The sequence below is a fragment of the Microbacterium sp. NPDC089190 genome, assembly GCF_040701795.1.
GTDB classification, from domain to species: Bacteria; Actinomycetota; Actinomycetes; order Actinomycetales; family Microbacteriaceae; genus Microbacterium; species Microbacterium galbum.
Genome location: NZ_JBFBHF010000001.1, coordinates 1,040,659 through 1,067,604, shown reverse-complemented (window position 1 = coordinate 1,067,604; position 26,946 = coordinate 1,040,659). Strand labels below are relative to the sequence as shown.

General features: G+C 68.6%; 31 protein-coding genes and 2 tRNA genes. 25 read left to right on the top strand and 8 right to left on the bottom strand.

The window, feature by feature from the left end:
* The first annotated feature begins 27 nt into the window (after positions 1 to 27).
* Positions 28 to 1,548: a lysine--tRNA ligase gene (gene lysS, locus AB0230_RS05255; RefSeq protein ID WP_363387392.1), complete on the top strand. Its 1,521-nt coding sequence runs from the start codon at positions 28 to 30 to the stop codon at positions 1,546 to 1,548.
* Here lysS and AB0230_RS05250 read toward each other — a convergent pair.
* The gene (locus tag AB0230_RS05250) at positions 1,499 to 2,653 is read right to left on the bottom strand and encodes a DUF4192 family protein (protein ID WP_315993753.1); all 1,155 of its coding nucleotides are present in this window, start codon (positions 2,651 to 2,653) and stop codon (positions 1,499 to 1,501) included. The two genes, lysS and AB0230_RS05250, sit on opposite strands and share 50 nt — an antisense overlap.
* A gap of 114 nt (positions 2,654 to 2,767) precedes the next feature.
* Between AB0230_RS05250 and AB0230_RS05245 the strand changes: the two genes are divergently transcribed.
* The 3 genes from AB0230_RS05245 to AB0230_RS05235 all read left to right on the top strand — a co-directional run bounded on the left by AB0230_RS05245 (position 2,768) and on the right by AB0230_RS05235 (position 5,337).
* Positions 2,768 to 2,965, top strand: a complete 198-nt coding sequence (locus tag AB0230_RS05245; protein ID WP_315993752.1) for a hypothetical protein — start codon at positions 2,768 to 2,770, stop codon at positions 2,963 to 2,965.
* A 65-nt stretch (positions 2,966 to 3,030) separates the two neighbouring features.
* Positions 3,031 to 4,497: a cardiolipin synthase gene (gene cls / locus AB0230_RS05240; protein WP_315993751.1), complete on the top strand. Its 1,467-nt coding sequence runs from the start codon at positions 3,031 to 3,033 to the stop codon at positions 4,495 to 4,497.
* A gap of 87 nt (positions 4,498 to 4,584) precedes the next feature.
* Positions 4,585 to 5,337 (top strand): hypothetical protein, encoded by a 753-nt coding sequence (locus tag AB0230_RS05235; protein WP_363387385.1) that lies wholly within the window; start codon positions 4,585 to 4,587, stop codon positions 5,335 to 5,337.
* A gap of 17 nt (positions 5,338 to 5,354) precedes the next feature.
* Here AB0230_RS05235 and AB0230_RS05230 read toward each other — a convergent pair whose 3' ends face one another.
* Together AB0230_RS05230 and AB0230_RS05225 are read right to left on the bottom strand one after the other, a co-directional pair.
* On the bottom strand, positions 5,355 to 5,588 hold the full coding sequence (locus AB0230_RS05230; RefSeq protein WP_315993749.1) for a helix-turn-helix domain-containing protein: 234 nt from the start codon (positions 5,586 to 5,588) through the stop codon (positions 5,355 to 5,357).
* Positions 5,585 to 6,211 carry a hypothetical protein gene (locus AB0230_RS05225; protein WP_366374368.1) on the bottom strand — a complete coding sequence of 209 codons (627 nt, stop codon included), beginning with the start codon at positions 6,209 to 6,211 and terminating at the stop codon, positions 5,585 to 5,587. Before AB0230_RS05225 ends, AB0230_RS05230 begins: the two co-directional genes overlap by 4 nt.
* Positions 6,212 to 6,400: 189 nt before the next feature.
* On the opposite strand from AB0230_RS05225, the gene AB0230_RS05220 reads away from it, so the two are divergent.
* The 3 genes from AB0230_RS05220 (at position 6,401) to AB0230_RS05210 (ending at position 10,270) form a co-directional block, all read left to right on the top strand.
* On the top strand, positions 6,401 to 8,926 hold the full coding sequence (locus tag AB0230_RS05220) for an ATP-dependent Clp protease ATP-binding subunit (protein ID WP_315993747.1): 2,526 nt from the start codon (positions 6,401 to 6,403) through the stop codon (positions 8,924 to 8,926).
* Positions 8,927 to 8,997: 71 nt separating this feature from the next.
* Positions 8,998 to 9,507 carry an amino-acid N-acetyltransferase gene (locus AB0230_RS05215; protein WP_366374366.1) on the top strand — a complete coding sequence of 170 codons (510 nt, stop codon included), beginning with the start codon at positions 8,998 to 9,000 and terminating at the stop codon, positions 9,505 to 9,507.
* A gap of 100 nt (positions 9,508 to 9,607) precedes the next feature.
* On the top strand, positions 9,608 to 10,270 hold the full coding sequence (locus AB0230_RS05210; RefSeq protein ID WP_315993745.1) for a hypothetical protein: 663 nt from the start codon (positions 9,608 to 9,610) through the stop codon (positions 10,268 to 10,270).
* Between the two features lie 139 nt (positions 10,271 to 10,409).
* Here the strand turns inward: AB0230_RS05210 and AB0230_RS05205 are convergent, their stop codons facing one another.
* Entirely contained in the window at positions 10,410 to 11,945 is a 1,536-nt protein-coding gene (locus AB0230_RS05205) for an amino acid permease (RefSeq protein WP_363577761.1), read from the bottom strand.
* Positions 11,946 to 12,096: 151 nt separating this feature from the next.
* On the opposite strand from AB0230_RS05205, the gene AB0230_RS05200 reads away from it, so the two are divergent.
* The 6 genes from AB0230_RS05200 (at position 12,097) to AB0230_RS05175 (ending at position 17,798) form a co-directional block, all read left to right on the top strand.
* Positions 12,097 to 13,452, top strand: coding sequence for a glutamine synthetase family protein (locus AB0230_RS05200; protein WP_315993743.1), 1,356 nt, complete (start codon positions 12,097 to 12,099; stop codon positions 13,450 to 13,452).
* On the top strand, positions 13,433 to 14,209 hold the full coding sequence (locus AB0230_RS05195; protein ID WP_315993742.1) for a gamma-glutamyl-gamma-aminobutyrate hydrolase family protein: 777 nt from the start codon (positions 13,433 to 13,435) through the stop codon (positions 14,207 to 14,209). The genes AB0230_RS05200 and AB0230_RS05195 overlap by 20 nt, the downstream gene beginning before the upstream one ends.
* Positions 14,206 to 15,561: an aldehyde dehydrogenase family protein gene (locus AB0230_RS05190; RefSeq protein WP_363577767.1), complete on the top strand. Its 1,356-nt coding sequence runs from the start codon at positions 14,206 to 14,208 to the stop codon at positions 15,559 to 15,561. Before AB0230_RS05195 ends, AB0230_RS05190 begins: the two co-directional genes overlap by 4 nt.
* 119 nt (positions 15,562 to 15,680) lie before the next feature.
* Positions 15,681 to 16,460, top strand: coding sequence for a 3-oxoacyl-ACP reductase (locus tag AB0230_RS05185; RefSeq protein ID WP_366374362.1), 780 nt, complete (start codon positions 15,681 to 15,683; stop codon positions 16,458 to 16,460).
* A gap of 24 nt (positions 16,461 to 16,484) precedes the next feature.
* Positions 16,485 to 17,201 carry a GntR family transcriptional regulator gene (locus AB0230_RS05180; protein WP_363387362.1) on the top strand — a complete coding sequence of 239 codons (717 nt, stop codon included), beginning with the start codon at positions 16,485 to 16,487 and terminating at the stop codon, positions 17,199 to 17,201.
* A gap of 186 nt (positions 17,202 to 17,387) precedes the next feature.
* The gene (locus tag AB0230_RS05175) at positions 17,388 to 17,798 is read left to right on the top strand and encodes a dehydrogenase (protein ID WP_315993738.1); all 411 of its coding nucleotides are present in this window, start codon (positions 17,388 to 17,390) and stop codon (positions 17,796 to 17,798) included.
* A 484-nt stretch (positions 17,799 to 18,282) separates the two neighbouring features.
* Here AB0230_RS05175 and radA read toward each other — a convergent pair whose 3' ends face one another.
* Positions 18,283 to 19,650, bottom strand: a complete 1,368-nt coding sequence (gene radA / locus AB0230_RS05170) for a DNA repair protein RadA (protein WP_315993737.1) — start codon at positions 19,648 to 19,650, stop codon at positions 18,283 to 18,285.
* A gap of 167 nt (positions 19,651 to 19,817) precedes the next feature.
* On the bottom strand, positions 19,818 to 20,771 hold the full coding sequence (locus tag AB0230_RS05165; protein ID WP_363577774.1) for an L-lactate dehydrogenase: 954 nt from the start codon (positions 20,769 to 20,771) through the stop codon (positions 19,818 to 19,820).
* A 125-nt stretch (positions 20,772 to 20,896) separates the two neighbouring features.
* On the opposite strand from AB0230_RS05165, the gene AB0230_RS05160 reads away from it, so the two are divergent.
* Positions 20,897 to 20,986, top strand: a tRNA-Ser gene (locus AB0230_RS05160).
* Positions 20,987 to 21,045: 59 nt separating this feature from the next.
* On the opposite strand, the gene AB0230_RS05155 is transcribed toward AB0230_RS05160, so the two are convergent.
* Both AB0230_RS05155 and AB0230_RS05150 read right to left on the bottom strand, forming a co-directional pair.
* Entirely contained in the window at positions 21,046 to 22,161 is a 1,116-nt protein-coding gene (locus AB0230_RS05155) for a site-specific integrase (RefSeq protein WP_366374358.1), read from the bottom strand.
* The gene (locus tag AB0230_RS05150) at positions 22,161 to 22,742 is read right to left on the bottom strand and encodes a helix-turn-helix transcriptional regulator (RefSeq protein ID WP_366374356.1); all 582 of its coding nucleotides are present in this window, start codon (positions 22,740 to 22,742) and stop codon (positions 22,161 to 22,163) included. Before AB0230_RS05150 ends, AB0230_RS05155 begins: the two co-directional genes overlap by 1 nt.
* 140 nt (positions 22,743 to 22,882) lie before the next feature.
* On the opposite strand from AB0230_RS05150, the gene AB0230_RS05145 reads away from it, so the two are divergent.
* The 11 genes from AB0230_RS05145 to AB0230_RS05095 all read left to right on the top strand — a co-directional run bounded on the left by AB0230_RS05145 (position 22,883) and on the right by AB0230_RS05095 (position 26,891).
* Entirely contained in the window at positions 22,883 to 23,020 is a 138-nt protein-coding gene (locus AB0230_RS05145) for a hypothetical protein (protein ID WP_366374354.1), read from the top strand.
* The gene (locus AB0230_RS05140; RefSeq protein ID WP_366374352.1) at positions 23,017 to 23,334 is read left to right on the top strand and encodes a hypothetical protein; all 318 of its coding nucleotides are present in this window, start codon (positions 23,017 to 23,019) and stop codon (positions 23,332 to 23,334) included. The genes AB0230_RS05145 and AB0230_RS05140 overlap by 4 nt, the downstream gene beginning before the upstream one ends.
* A 125-nt stretch (positions 23,335 to 23,459) precedes the next feature.
* Positions 23,460 to 23,885: a hypothetical protein gene (locus tag AB0230_RS05135; RefSeq protein WP_366374350.1), complete on the top strand. Its 426-nt coding sequence runs from the start codon at positions 23,460 to 23,462 to the stop codon at positions 23,883 to 23,885.
* Positions 23,885 to 24,343, top strand: coding sequence for a hypothetical protein (locus AB0230_RS05130; protein WP_366374348.1), 459 nt, complete (start codon positions 23,885 to 23,887; stop codon positions 24,341 to 24,343). Before AB0230_RS05135 ends, AB0230_RS05130 begins: the two co-directional genes overlap by 1 nt.
* Positions 24,340 to 24,585 (top strand): hypothetical protein, encoded by a 246-nt coding sequence (locus AB0230_RS05125; protein ID WP_366374346.1) that lies wholly within the window; start codon positions 24,340 to 24,342, stop codon positions 24,583 to 24,585. Before AB0230_RS05130 ends, AB0230_RS05125 begins: the two co-directional genes overlap by 4 nt.
* 75 nt (positions 24,586 to 24,660) lie before the next feature.
* Complete coding sequence (locus tag AB0230_RS05120; RefSeq protein WP_366374344.1) at positions 24,661 to 25,155, top strand: hypothetical protein; 495 nt, start codon at positions 24,661 to 24,663, stop codon at positions 25,153 to 25,155.
* Positions 25,156 to 25,331: 176 nt separating this feature from the next.
* Positions 25,332 to 25,613: a WhiB family transcriptional regulator gene (locus AB0230_RS05115; RefSeq protein WP_366374342.1), complete on the top strand. Its 282-nt coding sequence runs from the start codon at positions 25,332 to 25,334 to the stop codon at positions 25,611 to 25,613.
* 31 nt (positions 25,614 to 25,644) lie between these two features.
* Positions 25,645 to 25,717: transfer RNA gene (locus AB0230_RS05110), tRNA-Arg, on the top strand.
* A 33-nt stretch (positions 25,718 to 25,750) separates the two neighbouring features.
* The gene (locus tag AB0230_RS05105; RefSeq protein ID WP_366374340.1) at positions 25,751 to 26,137 is read left to right on the top strand and encodes a hypothetical protein; all 387 of its coding nucleotides are present in this window, start codon (positions 25,751 to 25,753) and stop codon (positions 26,135 to 26,137) included.
* Complete coding sequence (locus AB0230_RS05100) at positions 26,134 to 26,679, top strand: hypothetical protein (protein WP_366374338.1); 546 nt, start codon at positions 26,134 to 26,136, stop codon at positions 26,677 to 26,679. The genes AB0230_RS05105 and AB0230_RS05100 overlap by 4 nt, the downstream gene beginning before the upstream one ends.
* Positions 26,676 to 26,891: a hypothetical protein gene (locus AB0230_RS05095; RefSeq protein ID WP_366374336.1), complete on the top strand. Its 216-nt coding sequence runs from the start codon at positions 26,676 to 26,678 to the stop codon at positions 26,889 to 26,891. The genes AB0230_RS05100 and AB0230_RS05095 overlap by 4 nt, the downstream gene beginning before the upstream one ends.
* The last annotated feature ends 55 nt before the right edge of the window (positions 26,892 to 26,946 follow it).

Here is a 26,946-nt window from a genome sequence, read left to right as displayed (position 1 = left end):
TGGGGAGGACCCCGAGGAGCTTCCACGATGACCGACGCGCCCGCGAACGACGCCGCCGAACCCACCGAAGACGAGGTCTTCGAGCAGAAGGCGGTGCGCCTCGCCAAGCGCGAGCGACTGCTCGCCGAGCGCGACGACGCCGCGGGCGGCGCCTACCCGGTGTCGGTGCCGGTCACCACCACCATCACCGCGGTGCGCGCCCGCTTCGGAGAGCTCGAAGCCGGCGCGGAGACCGGCGAGACCGTCGGCGTCGCGGGCCGCGTGGTGTTCAGCCGCAACACCGGGAAGCTGTGCTTCGCCTCGCTGCAGGCCGGGGACGGCAGCCGCATCCAGGCGATGGTCTCGCAGGGCGCGGTCGGCGAGGAGTCGCTGCAGGCGTGGAAGGAGCTCGTCGATCTCGGCGATCACGTGTTCGTGTCGGGCGAGGTCATCTCGAGCCGCCGCGGCGAACTGTCGATCATGGTCGCCGAGTGGCGCATCGCGGCCAAGGCCGTGCTGCCGCTGCCCAACCTGCACACCGAGCTCAGCGAGGAGAGCCGCGTGCGCAGCCGCTTCCTCGACCTGATCGTGCGCGACCGCGCTCGCGAGACCGTGCTCGCCCGCGCGAAGGTCAATGCGAGCCTGCGCCGCACCTTCACCGAGCGGGACTTCGTCGAGGTCGAGACCCCGATGCTGCAGGTGCAGCACGGTGGTGCATCGGCGCGACCGTTCACGACGCACTCGAACGCCTTCGACACCGAACTCTTCCTGCGCATCGCGCCGGAGCTCTACCTCAAGCGCGCCGTCGTCGGCGGCATCGACCGCGTGTACGAGATCAACCGCAACTTCCGCAACGAGGGGTCCGACTCCACGCACAGCCCCGAGTTCGCGATGCTCGAGGCCTACCAGGCCTATTCCGACTACAACGGCATCGCCGATCTCACCCAGACCCTCATTCAGGATGCCGCGATCGCGGTCGCCGGTTCGACCACCGTCACGTGGGCCGACGGCACCGAGTACGACCTCGGCGGCGAGTGGGATCGCATCTCGATGTACGACTCGCTGTCGGCGGCATCCGGTCATGAGGTGACGCCCGAGACGTCGCTCGACGAGCTGCGCGCTCTCGGCGAGAAGTCCGGTGTCGACGCGCCGCCGCACGAGACGCACGGCAAGTGGGTCGAGGAGCTGTGGGAGCACTTCGTGAAGGGCGGCCTGACGCGCCCCACCTTCGTGATGGACTTCCCCGTCGACACGAGCCCTCTCGTCCGCGAGCACCGGTCCATCGCGGGCGTCGTGGAGAAGTGGGACCTGTACGTGCGCGGGTTCGAGCTCGCCACCGGGTATTCCGAGCTGGTCGATCCGGTGATCCAGCGCCAGCGTTTCGTCGAGCAGGCGAAGCTCGCCGCGCGCGGCGACGCCGAGGCGATGCCGATCGACGAGGAGTTCCTCCGGGCCCTCGAGCACGGCATGCCGCCCACGGGTGGCATGGGCATGGGCATCGACCGTCTGCTGATGGCCATCACCGGGCTCGGGATCCGCGAGACGATCCTCTTCCCGCTGGTGAAGTAGGCCTCTCGAAGACCCATTCCGGGAGGCGGCCCGCGTCGAGCAGGCTCAGCATGATGGTGCTCAGACCATGCTGCGAGTCGATGCGGAGCGCCTCTTCGGCGTAGGTCGCCGCGTGCGACGAGCGCCCCTGGGCCCACGCCAGCCACGAGCAGGCCGACAGGGGCCCGGGTCGGCGATCGAGCGGAACGGCCGCGGCGACTCGCCGAGAGGTCTCCAGCGCGGTGCGCAGGCGCTCGGGATCGGGCCGCTCGCCCTCTCCCCACATCGGGCGCGCGAGGTCTTCCGGGAAGGGCGTGCCCGCGCTGAACGCGGTCTGCGCGCGCAGCACCGCATCGCCGGTGGCGACGTCGGCGGCCCACTGCATGAGGGCGACGTCGCGCAACGAGGGCCGCTCGAGGCAGAACGCCAGGGCTGCGATCACCGGCGACCGCATGCCCCCCGTCGCGGTGACCGCCCTCTCGAACAGGGCGGGCGGATCGGTCAGCAGCGACACGACCTCGTCGGCCTGCGCGCGGCGCGCGAGCGGCAGGCGACGGCGGTCCCTCGGCCGACCGAGGGCGTCGTCGACGTCGCCGAGCAGTCGTGCCACCCATTCCACGGCCTCGGCGTCGACCGCGGGCAGCGCTGCGGCGGAGAACTGATCGGTGCGGGGGAGACCGTCGGGCACCCGAGCCGCTGCGTCGGAGATCTCGGACAGCAGGCCCGGAGCCGCACCCGCGGGGTCGAGATAGCAGGCCCAGGCGTCGGGACCGACGACGAGGGCGTCGAGCACCCGCAGGCCGCAGATGCCCGCGCGCGAGACGACCTCGTCGATCAGCGCACGTTCCGGGAGCCCGGAGTCGCCGGCCACCGCCTCGTCGGTGTACACGACGGAGACGATGGCATCGGTGGAGGCGACCTTGCATGCCATGCCGATGACGGTCGACGCGATGCTCTCGGCTTCGGCGGGCCCGCCGCGGGGCAGATCGACGCGCATGGCCCCGAGCGATCGACCGTCGGCGAACGGGACGACGACGAGGCTGCGCCGCGGTGTGCACTCCAGCACGTGCGGCACGAGGGCGAGGAAAGAGGCGGACGAGGCGGTGCGGACGACGGTGGGGATCATGAGCACGAGGGTGCCGGGGGACGGGATCCCGGCGCGGCGTCGGAAAGCTCGATCGTGGATAACCCGGCGCCCCCGGCGCGTGGGGAGGAGTGGTGCGCGGGTATCCTGGACCGTATGGATGACACCTGGGTCGCGATGCTGTGGGCGATCCTGCCCACGATCGTCGTCTCGGTCGTGTTCTTCTTCATCCTCCGCAACGTGATCCGCATGGACCGCACCGAGCGCAAGGTCTATTCGCGCATCGAGGCCGAGGAACGCGCGAAGCGCGGACTTCCGCCGGTCGCCTCCCCCGGCGACGGCTCCGCGAACTGACGTACGCGCGACGGGTGTCGGGGCCCGTCGCTACGCTGGGTGGACAACCCCGCCCAGGAGGACACGTGATCAACGCCACGTTCGACGCGAGCTGGCTCGTCATCACGCTGTTCGTCGTCGATCTCGTGGTGCGCATCGCCGCGATCATCATCGTCCCGCGCAACCGCCGTCCCACCGCCGCGATGGCCTGGCTTCTGGCGATCTACTTCATCCCCTTCCTCGGGGTGTTCCTCTTCCTGCTCATCGGCAACCCGCGCCTGCCCCGCACGCGCCGCCGCAAGCAGGCCGCCATCAACGAGTACATCCACGACACCAGCGCGTCGCTGGAGTTCGGCACCCTGCGCCCCAACGCCCCCGACTGGTTCCGCGCCCTGGTTCGCCTCAACCGCAACCTCGGGGCGATGCCGATCGCCGGAGACAACGCCGCCACGCTCATCGCCGATTACCAGCAGAGCCTGGATGCCATGGCCGAGGCCATCCGCCGCGCCACGCGGTACGTGCACGTCGAGTTCTACATCCTGCAGACCGACGACTCGACCGACAACTTCTTCCGGGCGCTCGAGGAGGCGGCCGAGCGCGGCGTCGTCGTCCGCGTGCTGCTCGACCACTGGGCGAATCGTGGCAAGCCCTTCTACAAGCAGACCCTCCGGCGCCTCGAGGCGATGGGTGCGCACTGGCACCTCATGCTGCCGGTGCAGCCGCTGCGCGGGCGCTACCAGCGGCCCGACCTGCGCAACCACCGCAAGCTCCTCGTCATCGACGGCGACGTCGCCTACATGGGCTCGCAGAACGTCACCGATTCGTCGTACAACCTGCGCAAAAACATCCGTCGCGGCCTGCACTGGGTCGACCTCATGGTGCGCGTCGAGGGTCCGGTCGTGGCCAGCATCAACGCCGTCTTCCTCTCGGACTGGTACAGCGAGACCGACGAGACGCTGACCGACGAGATCGACCTGTTCTCGGTGAGCTCGGGCCCCGGAGACCTCGACTGCCAGATCGTGCCCTCGGGTCCCGGCTTCGATTTCCAGAACAACCTCAAGCTCTTCCTCGGGCTGCTCTTCGCCGCACGCGAGCGCATCATCATCGTCAGCCCCTACTTCGTTCCCGACGAGGCCCTCCTGCTCGCGATCACGACGGCGTGCCAGCGCGGCGTCCACGTCGAACTCTTCGTCTCCGAAGAGGGCGACCAGGCGATGGTCTACCACGCCCAGCGCAGCTACTACGAGGCGCTCCTGCGCGCGGGAGTGGTCATCTGGATGTACCGCAAGCCGTTCATCCTGCACAGCAAGAGCGTCACGATCGACGACGAGGTCGCGGTCATCGGCTCGAGCAACATGGACATGCGTTCCTTCGGTCTGAACCTCGAGGTGTCGATGCTGGTGCGGGGCGAGGAGTTCGTCCGCGACATGCGCGCCGTCGAGCACACCTACCGCAGCCTCAGCCGCCAGCTCACCATCGAGGAGTGGAAGCGTCAGCCCCTCCGCTCCACGATCCTCGACAATTTGGCGCGGCTCACTTCCGCGCTGCAGTGATCCCACGGCGTCAGCGCGTGGCGGTTCTCGCCGCCGGCATCCAGGAATCTCCGCCATCATGGGGCGGAACTCGCCCCGGAGGTTCGCATGTCCCGTGATCGCCTGTCCCGTCACCGTCTGACTCTCGTCGCCGCACTCGGCGCCGGCCTGCTGGCCGTCGGTGCTCTCACCGGCTGCGCCACCGGCGCGTCGTCGTCGCCGGAGGCGGCCCCTTCGACCGCGACGTCGAGTCCGGATTCCGGGGCGTCGGCGTCGCCCGCGGAACTCGGCGCCGCCTGGCTCGACGCGGGTCGCGCGATCGCCGTCGTCACCCGCGGGAGCTCGACGTGCGTGCCCGTGGTCAGCGGCGAGCCGAGCGCGTCCGCAGACACCCTCACCGTCACCCTCGAGGAGTCGGCGCGCACGGACTGCACGCGTGACATGGCTCCGCGGGCCACGCTGGTGGGCGTTCCCGCGGGCGTCGATCCGACTCGACCGCTCGAGGTGACCGTGCAGGGCGCGGCCGAAGGCCGCACGACCCTCGCGGCGCTGACCACCGCCCCGTCCGACGCGGGGCAGTTCGCGCCGAGCGCCGGGTGGGTCGACGCCCGCACGATCGCCCTCGTGACCTACGGCAGTTCGGGCTGCCCGCCCACGGTGGAGTCGGTCACCACGACCGGAACGGAGATCGCGGTGCAGTTCGCCGCCCCGCCCGCCGATCAGGTGTGCACGATGGATCTCGCCCCCCGCATCACCCTTGCCGACGTCGGAGACGGGGCGCCCGCCGGAGCGGCGTCAGTGGTTCTGTCGGGCGACGGCGTCGACGCGACGGACCCCATCCCGGTGCTCGGCTCGCGCTGAGCGCCGCCTGAGGGGCCTCATGGGGCGACGACCAGCAGGTCGCCCACCTCGCACTCGAGCACGCGGCAGATGGCCGACAGCGTCGAGTAGCGGATCGCCCGCGCCCGATCGTTCTTCAACACCGAGAGGTTGACGACCGAGACGCCCACGAGCTCGCTGAGGCGGGTCAGCGTCATCCCGCGTGCTTCCAGCAGCTCATCGAGACGGCAGTGGATGCCGGTCGGCCCCTCGTCGGCGACCGCCGGGCTCATACGAGCCCCTCCGTGTCGCGACGCAGGCGGTCGCCGACCGCGAAGACGGTGCTGGAGAGTCCCGCGACGAAGCCGATCACGATGAGGATCGGGAGATCGATCTGCTGGGTCAGTCCGCGGTCGTAGGTGCGATCCGACAGCCAGGCGAGGGCACCGTTCGCGACCATGTTCTGGAAGAACGGCACCGCGAAGGCCGCGATGAGCGAGACGATGCCGACCGCGACCACCAGTCGGGTGTGCCGGCGGCTGAAGATCCCTCCGCGGAGGATGCCGATGCACAGGATCAGGAGCAGAGTCACCACCGTCACGACGGCAGCGGCGAAGGTCCCCTCCGCCAGGAACAGCGCCCAGAGCGAGGCGAGGGGGAGCGAGGGGGCCGTGACGACCGCGCCGGTCAGCTCGACGGGCACCGACGCTCCGTCGGGGCCGATCGGTGCCTGGGCGATGGTGTCGAGGAAGTCGACGGGGACACGCACGTCACGGTTGCCGGCCGCCGCGACGATCGTTCCCACGGAGCGGATCACCGCCCAGAGGGCGATGGCGACGCCGGCGACGATGAAGAGCAGGAAGCTGCCGGTGTCGCCGCGGGAGAGGGTGCGCGAGGTGGATCGGGGGGATGCCATGGTCGCTCCTTAACGATATTCGTTGTTATCGATCGTCGATAAGGTATCGATGATCGATGGGTTTCGCAATGCCGGGTGTCACGGCGGTATGCCCACGGCGAACACGCGTCTCTGGCATCCGGGCGCTGGTTACTCTCGATGTACGGCGCGCGGAGGCGTGCCTGTCAGCCCATTTCTGGAGGGACTGAGATGTTCGAGAGATTCACCGACCGTGCCCGTCGTGTGGTCGTCCTCGCCCAAGAAGAGGCGAAGATGCTCAACCACAACTACATCGGCACCGAGCACATCCTGCTCGGGCTGATCCACGAGGGCGAGGGTGTCGCTGCCAAGGCGCTCGAGTCGCTCGGCATCTCGCTCGACGCCGTGCGCGAGCAGGTGCAGGACATCATCGGCCAGGGTCAGCAGCAGCCGACCGGCCACATCCCCTTCACGCCGCGTGCGAAGAAGGTGCTCGAGCTGTCGCTGCGCGAAGCGCTGCAGCTCGGCCACAACTACATCGGCACCGAGCACATCCTGCTCGGCCTCATCCGCGAGGGCGAGGGCGTCGCAGCGCAGGTGCTCGTCAAGCTCGGCGCCGACCTCAACAAGGTGCGCCAGCAGGTCATCCAGCTGCTCTCGGGCTACCAGGGCAAGGAGCCCGCGGGAGTGGCGACCGGTGCCGGCGAGCAGCAGTCCTCGGGTGCGCAGGGCGGCTCGGCCGTCCTCGACCAGTTCGGACGAAACCTCACCCAGGCCGCGCGCGACAACAAGCTCGACCCCGTCATCGGGCGCGAGAAGGAGATCGAGCGCGTGATGCAGATCCTGTCGCGCCGGTCGAAGAACAACCCCGTCCTCATCGGCGAGCCCGGTGTCGGAAAGACCGCCGTCGTCGAGGGCCTCGCCCAGGCCATCGTCAAGGGCGACGTCCCCGAGACGCTGAAGGACAAGCAGGTCTACTCGCTCGACCTCGGTTCGCTCATCGCCGGTTCCCGCTACCGCGGCGACTTCGAAGAGCGCCTGAAGAAGGTCACCAAGGAGATCCGCACGCGCGGCGACATCATCGTCTTCATCGATGAGATCCACACCCTCGTGGGTGCGGGAGCCGCCGAGGGCGCGATCGACGCGGCATCCATCCTCAAGCCCCTCCTCGCCCGTGGTGAGCTCCAGACCATCGGTGCCACCACGCTCGACGAGTACCGCAAGCACTTCGAGAAGGATGCCGCTCTCGAGCGCCGCTTCCAGCCGATCCAGGTGGCCGAGCCGAGCCTGCCCCACGCGATCAACATCCTGAAGGGGCTGCGCGACCGCTACGAGGCGCACCACAAGGTGCAGATCACCGACGGCGCGATCGTCGCGGCGGCCAACCTCGCCGACCGCTACATCAGCGACCGCTTCCTGCCCGACAAGGCCATCGACCTGATCGACGAGGCCGGTGCCCGCCTGCGGCTGTCGATCCTGTCGTCGCCGCCGGAGCTGCGCGAGTTCGACGAGAAGATCGCCAAGGTCCGCGAGCAGAAGGAGCAGGCCTCCGAGGAGCAGGACTTCGAGAAGGCCGCGTCGCTGCGTGACGAGGAGAAGTCGCTGCTCGCCGAGCGTCTGCGCCTCGAGAAGCAGTGGCGCTCGGGCGATGTCGCCTCCCACGCGGTGGTCGACGAGGGCCTGATCGCCGAGGTGCTCGCCCAGGCGACCGGCATCCCGGTGTTCAAGCTCACCGAGGAGGAGTCCAGCCGCCTCATGTTCATGGAGAAGGCCCTGCACCAGCGGGTCATCGGCCAGGAAGAGGCGATCGCGGCCCTCTCGCGCACGATCCGTCGTCAGCGCGCGGGCCTCAAGGACCCCAAGCGCCCCTCGGGTTCGTTCATCTTCGCCGGCCCCACCGGTGTCGGAAAGACCGAGCTCGCCAAGGCGCTCGCCGAGTTCCTGTTCGACGACGAGGGCGCGCTGATCTCCCTCGACATGTCGGAGTTCGGCGAGAAGCACACCGTCTCGCGCCTGTTCGGTGCCCCTCCCGGGTTCGTCGGCTTCGAAGAGGGCGGCCAGCTCACCGAGAAGGTGCGCCGCAAGCCGTTCTCTGTCGTGCTCTTCGACGAGATCGAGAAGGCCCACCCCGACATCTTCAACTCGCTGCTGCAGATCCTCGAGGAGGGTCGCCTGACCGACGGTCAGGGTCGCGTCATCGACTTCAAGAACACCGTGATCATCATGACGACGAACCTCGGTTCGTCGGCGATCGCCGGTGGTCCCGTGGGCTTCCAGGTCGAGGGCAGCGCCCAGACCTCGTACGAGCGCATGAAGGGCAAGGTCGACGAAGAGCTCAAGCGCCACTTCAAGCCCGAGTTCCTCAACCGCGTCGACGACGTGATCGTCTTCCCGCAGCTGAACAAGGACGAGCTCCGTCAGATCGTCGGCCTGTTCGTGAAGCGCCTCGCCGACCGTCTGCTCGACCGCGACATGACGGTGGAGCTGTCGGACGACGCGAAGGACAAGCTCATCGAGATCGGGTTCGACCCCACGCTCGGTGCGCGTCCCCTGCGCCGCGCCATGCAGCGCGAGGTCGAGGACCGTCTGAGCGAGAAGATCCTGCACGGTGAGCTCGAGTCGGGCGACCACGTGAAGGTCGGCGTCGAGAACGGCCAGTTCACCTTCGACACCGCCCCGCGCGGAGAGAAGGTCGCGATCGGCGTCGGGACGGCCGGCGAGATCGCCGCGACCCCCGACACCCTCGCCGGGAGCTGACGCGTAACAGACAAGGGACCTGGATGCCACGGCATCCAGGTCCCTTCTGCGTTGCGGCGTACGCTGGGACGATGACCTCATCCGCGCCGTTCGTCGTCCGCCCCGCCGGAACGGCCGACGTCCGACGCATCCACGAACTGCTCGAGCCGTTCGTGCAGAAGCGCATCCTGCTGGGCAAGGACCTCGTCGTGCTCTACGGTTCGGTGCAGCAGTTCGTCGTCGCCGAGGCCGACGGTGTCGTCATCGGCTGCGGTGCGCTGCACGTGATGTGGGACGATCTCGCCGAGATCCGCACGCTCATCGTGCGCGACGACTGGCTGCACCACGGCGTGGGGCGGGCGATCGTCGAAGACCTCGAGCAGCGCGCGCGAGAGCTGGGCGTCGCCCGGTTGTTCTGCCTGACCTTCGAGGTCGACTTCTTCACGCGGCGCGGATTCGCGCCGATCGGCGAGCAGGTCGTGGACCCCGACGTCTATTCGCAGCTCGTGCGGAGCCCTGACGAGGGCGTCGCGGAGTTCCTCGACCTCGCGCACGTGAAGCCCAACACGCTCGGTAACACCCGGATGCTCAAGCACCTCTGATCGTCCCCGCCTCCGCGGACAGGCCCGGAAGAGCCTGTGAGCGCGCCGTTGCGTGCGCGCCGTGGAATGCGGCCACGGCCGTGGCGCCTACCCTGGAACCATGACCGATGCCCCCCGTAGGCGGAGGCAGTCCCCGGCGGTCTACCGTCGTCGTCGTCTCGCGGCGGGCCTCCTGGCCCTCGTCGTGATCGGCCTCGTCGTGTGGCTCGTCGCGGCTCCGCCGTGGCGCTCCGCCCCGACAGCGCTCGACGCCCCCGCGCCCGCCGAGAGCACTCCCGCCGTCGCCCCCTCGTCGTCCGCCCCCGCGGCGGCACCGTCGACCTCTCCGACGCCGACCGCCAGCGCGCCCTCGGGGCCCGTCGAGTGCAGCGCGGCCGACATCACCGTCGAGGCGCTCTCCGACAAGGGCGAGTACGGCCAGGGGGAGAACCCGCAGCTGTCGATCCGGCTCACCAACACCTCGGCGAATCCGTGCACGATGAACGTCGGCACCAGCGCGCAGTCGTTCACCGTCACGAGCGGATCCGACGTCTGGTGGCGTTCGACCGATTGCCAGACCGAGCCGAGCGACATGGAGGTGACCCTGGCCGCCGGCCAGGTCGTCACCAGCTCCGCCCCGCTCACGTGGGACCGCACGCGGTCGTCCGTCGGGTCGTGCGAGAGCGAGCGCCCGTACGCCCCGGGCGGAGGGGCGACGTATCACCTGAGCGTGTCGATCGGCGGCATCCCGTCCGCGGGGACGGCGTCGTTCGTCCTGCAGTGACGCCGGGTCGCGGCATCCCTTCGGGGCGTGATCCTCGCGCCCCGAACGACGGAACGCGCCCCGAACCCGGGGGCTCCCTTGCCGAGGGAACGCGGCGGAGGGGCGGATGCCGCGGCATCCGCCCCTCCGCCGTTCTCGCTCAGGAGCGTCGGTCGCCGAAGACCTCGCCCTCCATCGCGTCGTAACCCTCCCTCTGCGGGTCGCCGTGCAGTCCGCCCGACAGGGCGTACTCCTCCTCGGGGGAGAGGACCAGGCGGTGGCGGCCGTAGACGGCGAAGGCGATGAAGATCACCGCGTAGACGACGATGATCGCGACGATCGCCAGCAGATACGCGGGGTTCAGCAGCAGCCCGAAGAACACCACCGCGGCGATGATCGCGGCCGAGTAGGCGCCGAACAGCCCCCACGGGCTCTTGTAGGGCCGGACGGCGTTCGGGAACTTCCGCCGCAGGACGATGAACGCGACCATCTGCAGGAAGTACGCCAGCACCGCGCCCCACACGGCGATGTTCAGCACGATCGCTCCGGCGGGGCTCGCGTCCCCGCCCGCCGCCTGCACGATCACCAGCGCGAGGAAGCCGAGGACCGCTCCGAACACGAGGGCGACCCAGGGCGTCTTGCGCGCCCCGGTGAGCGACAGCCAGCGCGGGTAGTAGCCGGCGCGCGAGAGCGAGTACATGTTGCGGCCATAGGCGAACATGATGCCCATCAGGGACGCCAGCAGCCCGACCAGTGCGAGCAGCGAGAGGAGGGCCGCGGCCTGATCGCCGACCATCGCGCGGAATCCGTCGAGCAGGGGCTCGAGCGACCCGCCGGTCTCCTCGGCTCCGAGAACGCCGGTGTTCAGGAACAGCACGATGAGGCCGGTCACGATGAGGGTGCCCCGCGCCCAGAGGCCGGCGCGCGGGATGTCACGGGCCGGGTCGTGCGACTCCTCGGCGGCGAGAGGGAGCTCCTCGATGCCGAGGAAGAACCACATCGCGAAGGGGAGCGCCAGCAGGATCGAGCCCACGCCGAAGGGCAGGAACTCGGTGTTGCCGTCGGTGGGGGCGATGTTCCACAGCGAGCCCCAGTCGAACGCGCCGGACATCAGCGCCATCGCGCCGAAGACGACGATGATGCCGATCGAGATGATCGAGACGACGATGGCGAAACCGAACGAGATGTTCGCCCCCGCGGCGTTCAGAGCGATGAACAGCGCGTACAGGATGATCCACCACACGAAGGCCGGAAGGCTCACCCCGGTCAGCAGTTCGAGTGCCGAATCGGCGTACTGGCCCGAGAAGTAGACGACGACCGCCGTGGTCGCGACGTACTCGATCGTCTCGGCCAGGCCCGTCGCGAGACCGCCCCAGGGTCCCATCGCCGAGCGGGCGAACGAATACGCGCCGCCGGTGTGGGGCATGGCGGCGGCCATCTCGCCGATCGAGAACGTGAGGCCGTAGTACATGACGACGAGGACGACGAAGGCGATCAGCATGCCGCCGAAACCGGCGAAGCCGATGCCGAAGTTCCACCCCGAGAAGTCGCCCGAGATGACCGCGGCGACCGCGAGACCCCACAGGCCCCACACGCCCGCCGAGCGTTTCAGGGTGCGTTTCTCGAAGTAGCCGGCATCCGTTGCCGTATAGGTGGCTCCGGCGACCTTTTTGCGGGAACTGCTCGAGGTGGACATGTGACCTCCAAGAAGATGCGGGCAGGCGTCGGGCTCGGCTTTGCCGAAGATCATGGCCCTCTATTGGTCGACCTGTCTACCTTTGGCGTGTAAGTTCCTCGTTACGTCCTCCGCACCGGAGGGCGTCGAAGAGGCGAGAGGGACACGACACATGGCGGGCAATCTCACCACCGACGACCTGGATGCCGCGATCGAGGCGGGAGAGATCGACACCGTCGTCGTCGCCTTCCCCGACGCGCAGGGCCGGCTGGTCGGAAAGCGCGTGGCCGCGCGGTTCTGGCGCGACGAGGTGCGGGGGCACGGGGCCGAGGCGTGCAACTACCTGCTCTCCGTCGACGTCGACCTCAACACCGTCGACGGCTACGCGATGTCGAGCTGGGAGAAGGGCTACGGCGACATGCTGCTCGTCCCCGACCTCGACACCCTCCGTCGCATCCCGTGGCAGCCGGGTACGGCGTTGGTCTTCGCGGACCTGGCGTGGGAGGACCGCGAACGGGTCGTGCAGTCGCCCCGCGGCATCCTGAACGCCCAGCGCGAGCGGCTCGCGGAGCGCGGTCTCACCGCCTACGCGGGGACGGAACTGGAGTTCATCGTCTTCGACGACTCGTTCCGCGACGCATGGGCGAAGGGATACACCGGGCTCACCCCCTCGACCGACTACAACGTGGACTACAACCTCCTGGCCACCACGCGCCTGGAGCCGTTGCTGCGCGACATCCGTCTCGGCATGGACGGAGCGGGAATGTACTGCGAGGGCGTGAAGGGCGAGTGCAACTTCGGTCAGCAGGAGATCGCCTTCCGCTACGCCGAGGCGCTCGAGACCGCCGACAATCACACGCTCTACAAGAACGGCGCCAAGGAGATCGCCGACCGCCACGGCAAGTCGCTGACGTTCATGGCGAAGTTCAACGAGCGCGAGGGCAACAGCTGCCACATCCACCTCTCGGTGCGCGGCGACGGCGGCGATCCCGTCATGGCGGGCGACGGGGAGCACGGCTTCAGCCCGCTCATGGAGCACTGGATCGCCGGCATCCTGGCCACCCTCCGCGAGTTCACGCTGCTGTACGCCCCCACGATCAACTCGTACAAGCGCTACGCGAAGGGCTCGTTCGCGCCGACCGGTGTCGCGTGGGGCGTCGACAACCGCACATGCGCGCTGCGCGTCGTCGGACACGGGGCATCGCTGCGGGTCGAGAACCGCGTGCCCGGGGGAGACGTGAACCCCTACCTGGCGATCTCGGCCATCATCGCCGGAGGCCTCTACGGCGTCGAGAACGAGCTCGAGCTGCCCGCCCCGCTCACCGGCAACGCGTACGCGGCGGGCGTCGACACCCTGCCCACGACCCTGCGCGAGGCGGCGCGACTCTTCAGCGAGTCGGCGATCGCCCGCGCCGCCTTCGGCGACGACGTCGTCGAGCACTACCTCAACCAGGCGCGCATCGAGGTCGAGGCCTTCGACGCCGCCGTGACCGATTGGGAGCGGGTGCGTGGTTTCGAGCGCCTCTGATCCGAGCAGGACCCCCGTGGTGGGGCTCACCACCTATCTCGAACGAGCGAAGCAGGGCGTGTGGGACGTGCGTGCATCGTTCCTGCCGCAGCAGTACTTCGACGCGGTTACCGCCTCGGGCGCCGCCGCCGTGCTGCTCCCGCCGCAGCCCCGACCCGCCGAGGCCGCCGCCGCCGTGCTCGAGGGCCTCGACGGGCTCATCCTCACCGGTGGTCTCGACGTGCAGCCCGAGCTCTACGGCGCCGAACGGCACCCGACCACCGACCCCGCGCGCGCCGACCGCGACGCGTGGGAGATCGCGCTGCTCGCGGGGGCGCGGGAGCGCGGCATCCCGGTCTTCGGCATCTGCCGCGGGCTCCAGCTCATCAACGTCGCGATGGGCGGGACGCTGCACCAGCACCTGCCCGATGCGCTCGGCACCGAGCGGTACCGCATCGGCGGCGGCGTCTTCGCCGAGAACGTCGTCGAGGTGGATGCCGACACCCGCCTCGCCGGCCTCGTCGGGGCCGGCGCGCTCACCGTCCACAGCTACCACCATCAGGGAGTCGACCGCGTCGCCGAGGGTCTCGTCGTCACCGCCCGGACGGACGACGGTCTGGTTCAGGCCGTCGAGACCGAGGGGGACGACTACCTCGTCGCCGTGCAGTGGCATCCGGAGGAGAACGCCGAGGACCGGCGGTTGTTCCTCGGTCTCGTGGCCGCCGCGGCACGCTACCGCGCCTCGCATTCCTCCGCGCACCAGGGAGTCTCCGCATGAGCACCTTCACCGTCATCGACCCCTCGACCGGATCGCCGATCACGACGCTGCCGCGCGCCGAGATCGAGCAGGTGGATGCCGCCGTCGCCGACGCCGTGCGCGCGCAACGCGCGTGGGCCGGGCTCGCCCCCGTCGCCCGCGCCGACGCGCTGCGGGCGTTCGCGCGCGTCGTCGAGGCGCACGTCGAGGAACTCGCCGCGCTCGAGGTGCGCAACTCGGGCCACCCGATCGGGTCCGCCCGGTGGGAGGCGCAGCACGTCGCCCAGGTGCTGAACTACTACGCCGGTGCCCCGGAACGCCTGATCGGATCGCAGATCCCGGTCGCCGGCGGTCTCGATGTGACCTACCACGAGGCCTACGGGGTCGTCGGGATCATCGTGCCGTGGAACTTCCCCATGACGATCGCCGCGTGGGGCTTCGCGCCCGCGCTCGCCGCGGGCAACGCCGTGGTGCTCAAGCCCGCCGAGCTCACGCCCCTGACCGCCATGCGTCTCGGGGAGCTCGCCCTCGAAGCAGGTCTCCCGGAGGGGCTGTTCCAGGTCATCGTGGGGTCGGGCTCGGTCGTCGGTCAGCGGTTCGTCTCGCACCCCGACGTGCACAAGGTCGTCTTCACGGGGTCCACCGAGGTCGGGACCGAGGTCGCTGCCGGGTGCGCGCGGATGCTTAAGCCCGTCACCCTCGAGCTCGGCGGCAAGAGCGCGAACATCGTCTTCGCCGACGCCGATCTCGAGAAGGCCGCGGCGGGGGTGCCGGGGTCCGTCTTCGACAACGCCGGCCAGGACTGCTGCGCCCGCAGCCGCCTGCTCGTCGAGCGGAGCGTCTTCGACCGGTTCCTCGAGATGCTCGAACCCGCGGTGGCCGCGTGGAAGGTCGGCGACCCGCACGACGAGTCGACCCAGATGGGCCCGCTCATCTCGGCATCCCACCGCTCCACCGTCGAGAGCTTCCTCGACGGCGTCGATGTCGCCTTCCGAGGATCGGCGCCCGAGGGTGACGGTTTCTGGTTCGCCCCGGCCGTCGTGCTCGCCCAGCCCGGCGACCGCATCGCGCGCGACGAGGTCTTCGGGCCCGTGCTCGCGGTGATGCCGTTCGACGACGAAGCGGATGCCATCCGCCTCGCGAACGACACCGCCTATGGCCTCGCGGGCTCGATCTGGACCGAGAACCTGGGGCGTGGCATCCGGGTCTCGCGCGGGGTGCGCAGCGGTGTGCTGTCGGTGAACTCTCACTCGTCGGTGCGCTACGCGACCCCCTTCGGCGGTATGAAGGCGTCCGGCCTCGGCCGGGAGCTCGGTCCGGATGCCGCCGAGCACTTCACCGAGGTGAAGAACGTGTTCTACGCCACCGAGTGATCTGCCCCCTCGCCCCCTTGTCCCACTTATGACGGTCCTCGTCCCACTTATGGCCACTTCGGAGGCTCCCAACCAGCCATAAGTGGGACGAGGTTCGGCTCGAAAGGAACCACCGCACCATGACCATCGACCTCACCCAGCGTCTGCGCGACCGCGTCGCCATCATCACCGGCGGGGCCAGCGGCATCGGCCTCGCGACCGCCCGCCGCTTCGCCGCCGAGGGCGCGCGCGTCGTCATCGCTGATCTCGATGAGACCACGGGCACGACCGCCGCCACCGAGGTGGGCGGGGTGTTCCGACAGGTGAACGTCGCCGACGAGGCATCCGTCGACGCCCTCTTCGACGACGTCGCCGCCGACCTCGGCAGCGTCGACATCGCCTTCAACAATGCCGGCATCTCGCCGGCCGACGACGACTCGATCGAGACGACCGAGCTGCCTGCCTGGGATCGCGTGCAGGACGTCAACCTCAAGAGCGTGTACCTGTGCTCCCGCGCGGCGCTGCGGCACATGGTGCCCGCAGGCCGCGGCTCGATCATCAACACCGCCTCGTTCGTCGCGCTCCTGGGCTCGGCGACCTCGCAGATCTCGTACACCGCGTCGAAGGGCGGCGTCCTCGCGATGACCCGCGAGCTCGGCGTGCAGTTCGCCCGGCAGGGGATCCGGGTGAACGCCCTGTGCCCGGGACCGGTGAACACCCCCCTCCTGCAGGAGCTGTTCGCCAAGGACCCCGAGCGGGCGCAGCGCCGACTCGTGCACGTGCCGATGGGCCGGTTCGCGGACCCCGCCGAGATGGCCGCGGCGGTGGCGTTCCTGGCATCCGACGACGCGTCGTTCATCACCGCGACGGCCTTCGTGGTCGACGGCGGGATCACCAACGCGTACGTGACGCCCCTGTGACCTGGGGCATGACAGGCTGAGGTGATGACCGAAGCGCCGTTGGACGATCTGCGCCGGGCCGTCTACCGACCCGTCCGCAGCGGCAACGCGCTCGAGGACACCACCGCGCGCATCGTCCAGACCGTGCGGTTGGGCCTGGTCGCTCCGGGGGAGTCGCTGCCCGCCGAGCGCGAGCTCGCGGCGCTGTACGGCGTGAGCCGCGACACGGTGCGCGAGGCGATCCGCGAGCTCGCCGATGCCGGGTGGCTCGAGACGCGGCGCGGTCGCTACGGCGGGACGTTCGTCGTCGATCCGGTGCCGCGCCCGTCGGAGCCGGCCGTGGTGTCGCCCGCCGAGCTCAGCGACGTCGTCGCCCTGCGCGGCGTCCTCGAGCCCGGGGCCGCGTGGGCGGCCGCCGGGCGCTCGCTCTCCGCCGACGAGCGCGACGTGCTGTGGGCCCGGCACGAGGCCGCCGCCGTCGCCGGGGGAGTGGACTACCGCCGGCTCGACACGCTGCTGCACCTGACGATCGCGGAGCTCGCCGGCATCCCCTCTCTCGTTCCCCTCGTCGCCGACAACCGCGCGCGGGTCAACGCGTGGCTGGACACGTTCCCGCTGCTGCCCCGCAACATCGATCACTCCACCTCGCAGCACGCCGCGATCGTGTCGGCGATCCTCTCGGGCCGACCGGATGCCGCCCACGCGGCGATGCGCGATCACCTCGCCGGATCCGAGGCGTTGCTCCGGGGGTTCCTGGCGTAGGTCGGCTGCCCAGCGGCGTCGCGGCGTCGCGGCGTCGCGGCCTCGCGGCCTCGCGCGCCCGTTCGGGACGCGTTGCTCGCCGTAGGGCCTGGGATCGCAGGTTCCGCCCCGAACCCGGGATTGCGGCAGCGGGCGGACGCCGGGGCGGGAGGGGCGGGGAATGGATGCCGCGGATAGGCTCGGAGGATGGCCGGGAGCAAGAAGCGCAAGGGAAAGAAGCACGACATGGACTTCAAGAACACCGCGCTCACCGACGCCCTGCAGACGCAGGACATGGCCGCCATCGCCTTCGCTCTCCGGCACGGACCCACGGTCGTTCCGCTCATGACCCCGGGAGACGCCGACGACCCGCGCAGCGTGGGCGAGGTCTGGACCTACCGCGACCCGAACACCGGGCAGCTGGCGCTGCTGCTCTTCAGCGACGCGGCGCACAAGCCCGAGACACTGCCGCCGCACGTCGCCTTGCAGTCGCCGCAGTGGCTCCGATCGTTCCTCGGCGCGCATCAGGATGCCATCACCACGGTGTTCATCGACATCGCGGGGCCGCACCCGATCCAGGCGTCGCCCGCCGACCTGATCGCCGCGCTCGACGCCTGAGGCGACGGCCGCGGCGCGATTACCGGCGGCTCGCCGCCGTCCGTGTGCACAGCGGCGGGTGGAGGTGTCGACTCGCCGGTGGAGTGTGCGTACGGGACGGCGTGTCGTCCAGCGGGCCCGCCGTTGTGCTCGGACGGGGCGGTGGCCGAGCAGTGGGGCGTGGCGGTCGTCGCGGGTGCTCCGGCCGGGGGATGCGTCGAAGGTGAAGGACCCGAGTCGCGCGGGTGAAGGACGCGTGCGAGACTCGACGGCATGGAGTACGTGATCGCCGGCGCCGTGTGCGCCGCCGGACTTGTCATCCCCGTCGTCCTGGGAATGACCTCCCCGCACCGCCGTCGCCGGTCGGCTCCTCCGGGCCGCTGACGGCGGGGACGTTCAGCCCGCCCCGGGCGCCGCGAACGGGGGGACGGCTGGCGTTCCCGTCACGGTATGCATCGCCCTCGGTGGGTCGACCGCCGCTGTCGCGCCGAACGTCGGGGGAGGGTCAGAATCCCGGGTCGGTGTCGTCGCGCGGGACGCCGCGCACCTGCAGCTCGTTCAACGCCTGCGCGAGCTTGCGCGACGAGGCGTCGAGCACGGTGTGATAGCCCAGCCGCTTCGCCTCGGACGCGCGCTGAGCGGCCTGCGTGACGTTGCGGATCTCGCCCGTGAGCGTCAGCTCGCCGATCGCCGCGAGACGCTTCGACACCTTGCGGTTCTTCACCGCGTTGGCGACGGCGATGGCGATCGCCAGGTCGGCGGCGGGCTCGACGAGGCGCACACCGCCCACGGTCGAGACGTACACGTCGCGGTCGGAGAGCGTGAGACCCATGCGGCTCTCGAGCACCGCGAGCACCATCGCGACGCGGGAGGAGTCGACGCCGTTCACGATGCGGCGGGGATTGGGAGCCGTCTGCCGCACGGCCAGGGCTTGGATCTCGACCGGCAGGGCGCGGCGGCCCTCCATCGCGATCGTGACGCAGGTTCCGGGCTCGGGCTCGCCGTGGCCGAGGAAGAGGGCGCTCGGGTCGGCGACCTCGGCGATACCGGTGCCGGTCATGTCGAAGCACCCGACCTCGTCGGTGGGGCCGAAGCGGTTCTTGAGCGCTCGCACGAAGCGCAGCGAGGTCTGACGGTCGCCCTCGAAGTGGCACACGACGTCGACGAGGTGCTCGAGGATGCGCGGACCGGCGATCGAGCCGTCTTTGGTGACGTGGCCGACGATGATCACCGGGAGCCCGCGCTCCTTGGCGACGCGGATGAGAGCGGACGCGACCTCCCGCACCTGCGCGGGCTGCCCCGCCGCCCCGTCGCTGTGGGCCGACGAGACCGTCTGGACGGAGTCGACGATGAGCAGCCCGGGCTCCACCTGGTCGATGTGCCCGAGGATCGTGGCGAGATCGGTCTCGGCCGCGAGGAACAGCTCGTCGTGCAGTGCTCCGGTGCGCTCGGCGCGCAGGCGCACCTGCGCGGCGGACTCCTCGCCGCTGGCGTAGAGCACGCGGCGTCCGGCGCGGGCGCTCTGCGCCGCGACCTCGAGCAGCAGGGTCGACTTGCCGACGCCGGGCTCGCCGCTCAGCAGGATCGCGGCGCCCGGGACGATGCCCCCGCCGAGGACACGGTCGAACTCGCCGACGCCGCTCGTTCGACGCGGGGCGTCTTGCGTGTCGATCTCGGTGATGCGCCGCGCGGCGCGGGCCGCTCCCGGCGCCACCGGCGTGATCGATCGGACGATGCCGGTCTGCTCGGCGGCCTCGACCACCGTGCCCCACGACTGGCACTCGCCGCAGCGCCCGACCCACTTCAGCGTCGTCCACCCGCACTCGGTGCACCGGTAGGGAGCGGGAGCGGTTGCCGGACGACGGGATGCCATGGGTTCAGGCTACGCGGGGCCTCCGACATCGCCCGCGCCTCGTCCACGGCATCCGGAATCGGCACGTCAGGGGAGCGCGCCGATGAACGCCCCCTGTGCGGGAAAACGGCGCGAGAGCGTATCTATCGGCAGGGAGAGCGTTCATCGCGGGTGGAGGCGAGGGCGCCTCAGCCGCGGAGCGAGTCGGCGACCGTCGTGAGGGCGTCCGCCGAGCGGCGCAGGAGCGTCTTCTCGTGGTCGGAGAACGGCGTCGCGGCGATGGGCACCGCGCCCCGTGCCGACACGATCGACGGCACCGACAGGGCCATGCCGTCGACGCCGTGGAAGTTCGACAGGACGGTGCTCACGGGGAGGATCGCGTGCTCGTCGCGCAGGATCGCCTCGACGATGCGGGCGCTCGAGAGCCCGATGGCGTAGTTGGTGGCGCCCTTGCCTTTGATCACCTTGTAGGCGGCGTCACGGACGTCGACGGCGATGGCATCCAGTTCGTCCTGGTCGAAGTAAGAGCCGTCGGGCAGCTCGAACTCCGTGATGGGGACCGAGCCGATCGTCGCGGTCGACCACAGGGGGAACTCGGTGTCGCCGTGCTCGCCGACGATCCACGCGTGGACGCTCGAGGTGGCGACGCCGGCGCGCTGGGCGATCTTCCACCGCAGGCGCGACGTGTCGAGCACCGTGCCGGAGGCGAAGATGCGCCGCGTCGGCAGGCCGGTGGCCTCCTGAGCGAGCACGGTGAGCACGTCGCACGGGTTCGTGACGATCACGTAGATCGCGTTCGGGGCGACCTCGAGCAGCTGCGGCATCATGTCGCGGATGATGCGGGCGTTGGTGGCGGCGAGCTCGGTGCGGGTCTGGCCGGGGTTCTGCTTCGCTCCGGCCGTGATGACGACGACGTGCGACCCCTCGGCGACGGCGACGTCGCTGCCGCCGGTGATGTCGCTCGATCCGGTGAACTGCGTGCCGTGGGCGAGGTCGAGCACCTCGGCCTCGACCTTCTCGGCGGCGATGTCGTACAGCGCGACGTGGCGGGCCGACCCGCGGATGAGAGCCGCGTACGCGACGCTCGCCCCCACGCTTCCCGCGCCCACGACCGTCAGCTTCGAGTTCTCGATCACGCTCATGGCTCGATCCTGGCAGCGCGCGCGAAACGGCTCCACAGGGGTGCTTCGACGGTGGAGGAACGGATGCCGGATGCCGATTCGGCGCCGATTCGCGGCATCCCGGAGAGTGTCGTAAGCTAGTCGGCGGTGACGTGTCCGAGCGGCCGAAGGTGCAACACTCGAAATGTTGTGTAGGTTCACCCCTACCGTGGGTTCAAATCCCACCGTCACCGCCACCACGAAGGCCCCGACTATCCGCAGAATGATGCGGAAGACGGGGCCTTCGCTATTCGTTCTAGGACGTGCGTGACAACAACCTGACAACGCCCGCATTGGCCCGCGCTCTGTCGAGCGCTACAGCTACCGCCTCGAGGTCGTCATCGAATAGGTCCGCATAGACGTCGAGCGTCATCGCCGCAGACTTATGCCCTAGCATCCGCTGCACGGCCTTGACGTTGGCACCCGACTGCACGGCAAGACTCGCAGCGGTGTGTCGTAGATCATGGGGGGTGACGCGGGGGAAGCTCGGGTCCTCGGACATGACGCGTTTGACCGCGGCGGCGAACCACCCATCCCGAGAGTTCGGCAGACGCATGTGCCACTGCCCCTCGCCGAACAGGATGCTATCGCGCCCCTTGCCCTCGCACGCGCGCGCAATGTCTTCCGACAAGAACGCCGGATATCGGACCGTTCGGCGCTCGTGAGTCTTCGGCGTGCCTACCTCGATCAAGCTGCCTACCATCACGGCGTTCTCTTCGACATTCACGCGACGCTTCAGGGCGTTGACGTGCTTTACGCGTAGGCCTGTAGCTTCGCCCCATCGAAGACCCGTGTACGCGAGGAACAGCACCAGAGACGGGTGAGCCGCTGTATCCGCCAGAGCCTGGACTTGAGCGTGCGAGAGGTAGGGCTTTCCCTTTGCCACCTTGCGGGGCAGTATCAGCCCCCGCGCAACATTCCGTGTCAGGCGGCGATCGTCGACAGCGGCATCGAGGACGCCGGCTAAGACACCGTGAGCCCGCAGCGTGGTCGTGGCGCTCTTGCTCTTTGCGAGCTCGGATAGCCACGCCTGCACCTCTGTGGAGCGGATCGTGCCTACCGAACGAGATCCCCACTTTGGCTCAACATGAGTGCGCCAAGACGAATCGAGCGGCCTCCACGCTGAGGGCTTCATCACATGCTCTCGAGCTTCGATCCATTCGCGGCCAAGGGTCCCGATCGTCACCTTTGCGTCGGATGGGTTGACGTACTCGCCGCGGTTTTTCGACACCTCGACCTCGGCTAGCCGGTCTTCGGCATCCTTCTTCTTCGTAAAGCCGCGCTCATTTGTCTGCACGTTGTCGGGGCGCCTGTACGCGATCCGATACAGGCGCTTGCCCGCGGCGTTCGTGTACGCGTGGACGCTACCCATTAGACGAAGTTCTCCGGGTTGAAGTGGTCGGGGTCATACCCCAGCGCAGCAAGGATCGCTTGCATGCGGCGATCCGCCATGAGTTCTGACCAGAGAGCGCGATACGCGCTGACACCCTGAAATTCCGTCAGCACAGCCCAGACGTCATGCATCGGCACTGTCTCGCCCTGCCACTCGACAAAGGCCGTGGGCGACTTTGCGTAGTCGTCGAGCCGCGCCTGAAGGGTCATCTGCTGTACGTGGGCGAACTGCACGGATCCCAACATGCTGTCGAACGTCTCGACGAGATCGCGGGCCGCGCGACGCACCTCGTTTGCGAGTGACTCCGGGCTGTCGGGCGTTCTGTTTACGAGCGAGTCGACGGGCTCTTGAACAATCTCCGCAAGAGCCACTGCCTCTCCGACCGTGACTTTGCGGATGCCTTTCTCGATTTTGTAGACGGTCGGCTGGTGGAAGTCGAAGCCCATCCGCTGCATGTCTAGGGCAACCCGATCTTGTGACAGACCGCGTCGCTCGCGTGCCTCACGGAAAAAGTGGGCGAACGCTGCATCGCTGGTTTCGAAGAATCTCGGCTCGGTCACACCTCAAATTTAGCCCGTTTCGGTTTGCTGTTGCAAACTCGGATGGTATCGACTAGCTTGGTCTTAGTCGAAAGACCAGAAGGGACTAACTCATGGGAGAGCTGTTGAGCCCTGAAGCGGTGGTGGCACGAATCCCTGGCATGACGAAAGCCAAGCTCGCGCAACTCCGATTTCAGAACAAGGGGCCCGCGTACTACAAGCCGACGCCTAAAACGGTGGTCTACGACCTCGAGAAGGTGAACGCCTGGCTGCAGTCCACGCTTCAGGAGGCAGGATGACCACCCGCACCCGACCCGCCGCCCTCGATGGCCACTCGCTTGAGGCGGACTGCTCCGTGGATCCTGCCGTGAAGGTTCGTGTCGAGGTCGAAATCCGCGACATTCTCCGTCGCATCGGAGCTGGCACGGACGACCAGATCATCGCGATCTACGACTCCCGTGTCGAGCATTACCCAGACGTGCCGGCCGTTTCAGAGCAGCGCATCCGCACGGCCCGCGCCGCAATGGTCCGGCGGGGTGCTGTAGGAGCTGACCCGAAATCCGGACTCAGCAAGCGGGGCAACACCGCTACACGCTGGCGATTGACAGGGTGATGGACCCTACGCATACGCCAAGCCTTACCCATTCCACCGACGCGCTAGCGGCTCTCGCGCACAAAAATGCCCCGGCTCGTGTTACCAGCACGAAAACCGGGGCCAAGGAACCGGAGAGATTCCAAATGTCTAGTAACCCGAAGGTATCACCTACCCCCAGTATTCGCCAAGCCGAGATCGTGCGCGATCCGCTCGTCGCGAAGCTCGACGGGGTCGATTTCTTCACCCCGCCGACGCCGAAGATCACCCCGAAACAGGCCGACGCCCTCGCGCCCGTCCCCTCCTGGGCCGATCGTCCCGACTATGAGCGGGACTGGGAAGACCACGACGGCGGCTACTGGATCAACGATAGGGCCACGATCGCCACCACCGACCTCGCCCGAGTGTCGATGAACCGCGAAACCGCGATCACGGGCGCCGGCACCGTCGCCCACACGATCGAGTCCGTCCGCGTCGCACATGCCGACGAAGACTTCTGGATCGAGACCCGGCACCTCGGGGCCGTCCTCGACCAGATCCGCGCCGCAGCGACCGAAGCAGGGGTGCTGTGATGACGCTGACCCTCGACCCCCGCACGAACGTCTCCGGCGTAGCTGAGCTTCTGCAGATCCGGGATCAGCTCGAGACGCTCATCGCCCGCCGCGTTGAGGTCGCATCACACATCGCGGAGGATGCCGAGTTCATGGGCGGCGAGGTGCTCCACATTCCCTCCTACGACGCCCGTGGGATCACGGAAGCGCCGATCGGGACCGTCTATCACGTCTCCCACTTCGAGTCGGAATGCCGCCCGTGGATCACCACGGAACACGATGCTCACCGCGCGGACCAGTGCCCCGAGCGTCGCCGCCTCTTCTGGTGCGGCCAACGTCAGGGCGAGAAGGTACGTGTCCCGTACACCCGAGAGCCGAAACGGGGCTGGCACACGTTCCTCGGCTCGTGGGTGCTCATCGCCTACGACAACGAAACCCGGATGGGAACGCTCGTCGCAATTCAGGAGGCCACAGCATGACCACTGCCGCACCGTCGACCGACCGGATCGACTTCGTTCACATCGCACACGACGCGGATACCGAATACCCATCGGTCATCCTCATCCTCGACACGGAAGAGAACGTCGCCGCCGAGCTATCGCCTGACCTAGCCCGAGATCTCGCCCGCAAGCTGACGCAGCTCGCGGATGACTTCGACAACTACAAGCCTCTCCGCCGGCCCTTTGCGGTGGAAGACCAGCTCCGCGGGCTGAATGACTGACCCGCACATGACCAGGGCACCGGGAGTCCGTAGGGGTTCTCCCGGTGCCCTGCCTTGCCTGAAACGAGGTGACACATGGGGGTGAAGCTCGTAAAGCAGTTCATCGCCTACTCCGTCGACGTTCCGCTCAACATCAACGAGTACCGCCTGCTGCTGAATATGGCGCTCACTGCGCTGGACGCCGATAATCCGCCCCGGTACTTCGACAGTCGCGAGGCTTCGGCTTACGCGCTGGGTCGGCGCATCCCGGACCCTCCGCCACCGGGCGAACCGGAGCTACCGGAGCGTCTGGCCGCGTTCGAGGCGGTGAAGACGGCGACGCGCGGCCTAGTCGGTCTAGGGGCTATCGAACGACTCAAGACGGGTCACAGGGGCCAGCGCGCCGAGTACGCAATACGGCTCGACCCGATGTTGAGCAGGGGCACCGACGAGTGGAGAAAGAGGAAGGCTCGCCCTTCCCCAAAACCTCGCCGGAACCGAGCCGTTGACCCTACCGATGACCCATCAGTTGACCCTACGGATGACCCCCAACCAGAGACGGAAAGAGGAAGGCTCGCCCTTCCGGTCTAGGAAGGTTCGCCCTTCGTCATTAGGAAGGTCCGCCCTTCCTAATGCGGAAGGCTCGCCCTTCCCCCAAGGAAACAGCAGGACTCACTTAGGACCAGACAACAGGAAATATGCGCGCCTATCGCAACCACCTCACTAAAGCCTGTGGATAACTTTTGGAACGGAAACCCAGAGAACGCATGACCCGCAACAGCTCCCGATTCACCGAAGCCGCCTGCAAGCTCGACGCACTCACCCGAGCCGGTGTAGATACACCGCCCGCGTGTGAGGGGGACGACGCGTTCATTGCGGACAAGGGGACGCTCCTCCCGCCCGAGCTGTCACGGATGCGTCTCGTGTGCTCCCGGTGCCCCCTCTTCGACCTGTGCGGGGACTACGCACGCACCGCCAAACCCGAAGCCGGGTACTGGGCCGGTATCGCCTACGGCAAGCCCGAGAGGGCAGCAGCGAAGACAGCGTGACCCGATGGTCGGAGGCCGGTCCGACCCTCACCCCCTCGTAGCTCAGTGGACAGAGCAGCCGGTTTCTACCCGGATCCGCGCAGGTTCAAATCCTGCCGAGGGGACGCACAACTGATTAGAACGAAAGGACACATCGCATGAGCTACCTGCCTCGCGAGCCCGCTGTCATTTTGACCGCGTCCGATGTGGAGCGTTTGTGGCGGTCGGCCGGCCTCGAAGCGTTGCGTCTCAAGCACCGCAGCGGCGACACCGTTCTGTACGCGCTGCTGATGAACATGCATCAGGTGCGACTGCTCCGCCTGCGGGGTGCCGCCGACGGCAATGAACAGCGGCAGATGACGGCATCGGAGGAACGTGAGTGGTGGACAACCAGACAAGTCACCACAGCTACGGGCCGCGCTGAACGCACCGTCCGAAAGGACATCGCAGACGGCGAACTCGCAGCCACCAAGTCAGGGCGCAGTTGGATCATCGCCGACGCCGACGCCCGCACCTACATCGCGAACAGGAAGAGAACAGCATGAGCCTGAAGATCCTTGATGACCGCATCGAAGCCAACCGAGCTGAGGCCCATCGCTTGAAGGCCAACCACCGCGACTTCACGCAGACGGTCGCGAGCGACCCTCGGTTGACCTTGTTCGCGAAGCAGGACGACCAGAACGCCGGCAAGAAGGAGCTGCAGCAGAAGCTAGACGCGCTCTGGGGCCGAGAGAAGCAGCTCGTCGCCGACGGGATCCGCGACCTGCAGCGCCGCGTGTACGGCACCGCCGGCACCACACCCGACGCCGTCATCAGCTTCCGAGACGCACAGGAACGAGCCGGCCGTCTCGCCAAAGAGGAAGACGCGCTCCCGGTCATGACGCGCGCACTGGTCAATCAAGACGCGGGGATGGCGGACGCATTGCTCGCCCGCGCCTTCGACCAGAACTGGGCGAACGTCATCCAGGCGTACGCGGCGGAGTACCCCCTGAAGGCCCAGGACGTTTCTGACCTCAACCAGCTCACCGTGTTCCAGAACAATCTCGCCGGTCAGATGGAAGCGGCCCTAATCTACGGTGCCCCGTGACCGACGCCCCCGACCCCGTCCTGCGCGCCCTCATCCGCGCGACCCGGCCCGACCTGACCGACGAAGAGATCGACCAGATGATGCGCGGCGACTCTGACGGCTTCGAGAACCCTCAGGCTCGCGCCACGTTCGAGACCGCGCTGCAGCACGGCGCGGGCGTTGCCCTCAACGACGACAGAGCACTCCGGGCGATCGCGCTCGGCCGATCCTGACCCGGTGCCCTCGGTGGCTGTGATCCGAGAGCACCGGCCCGAACAACGAAAGGCC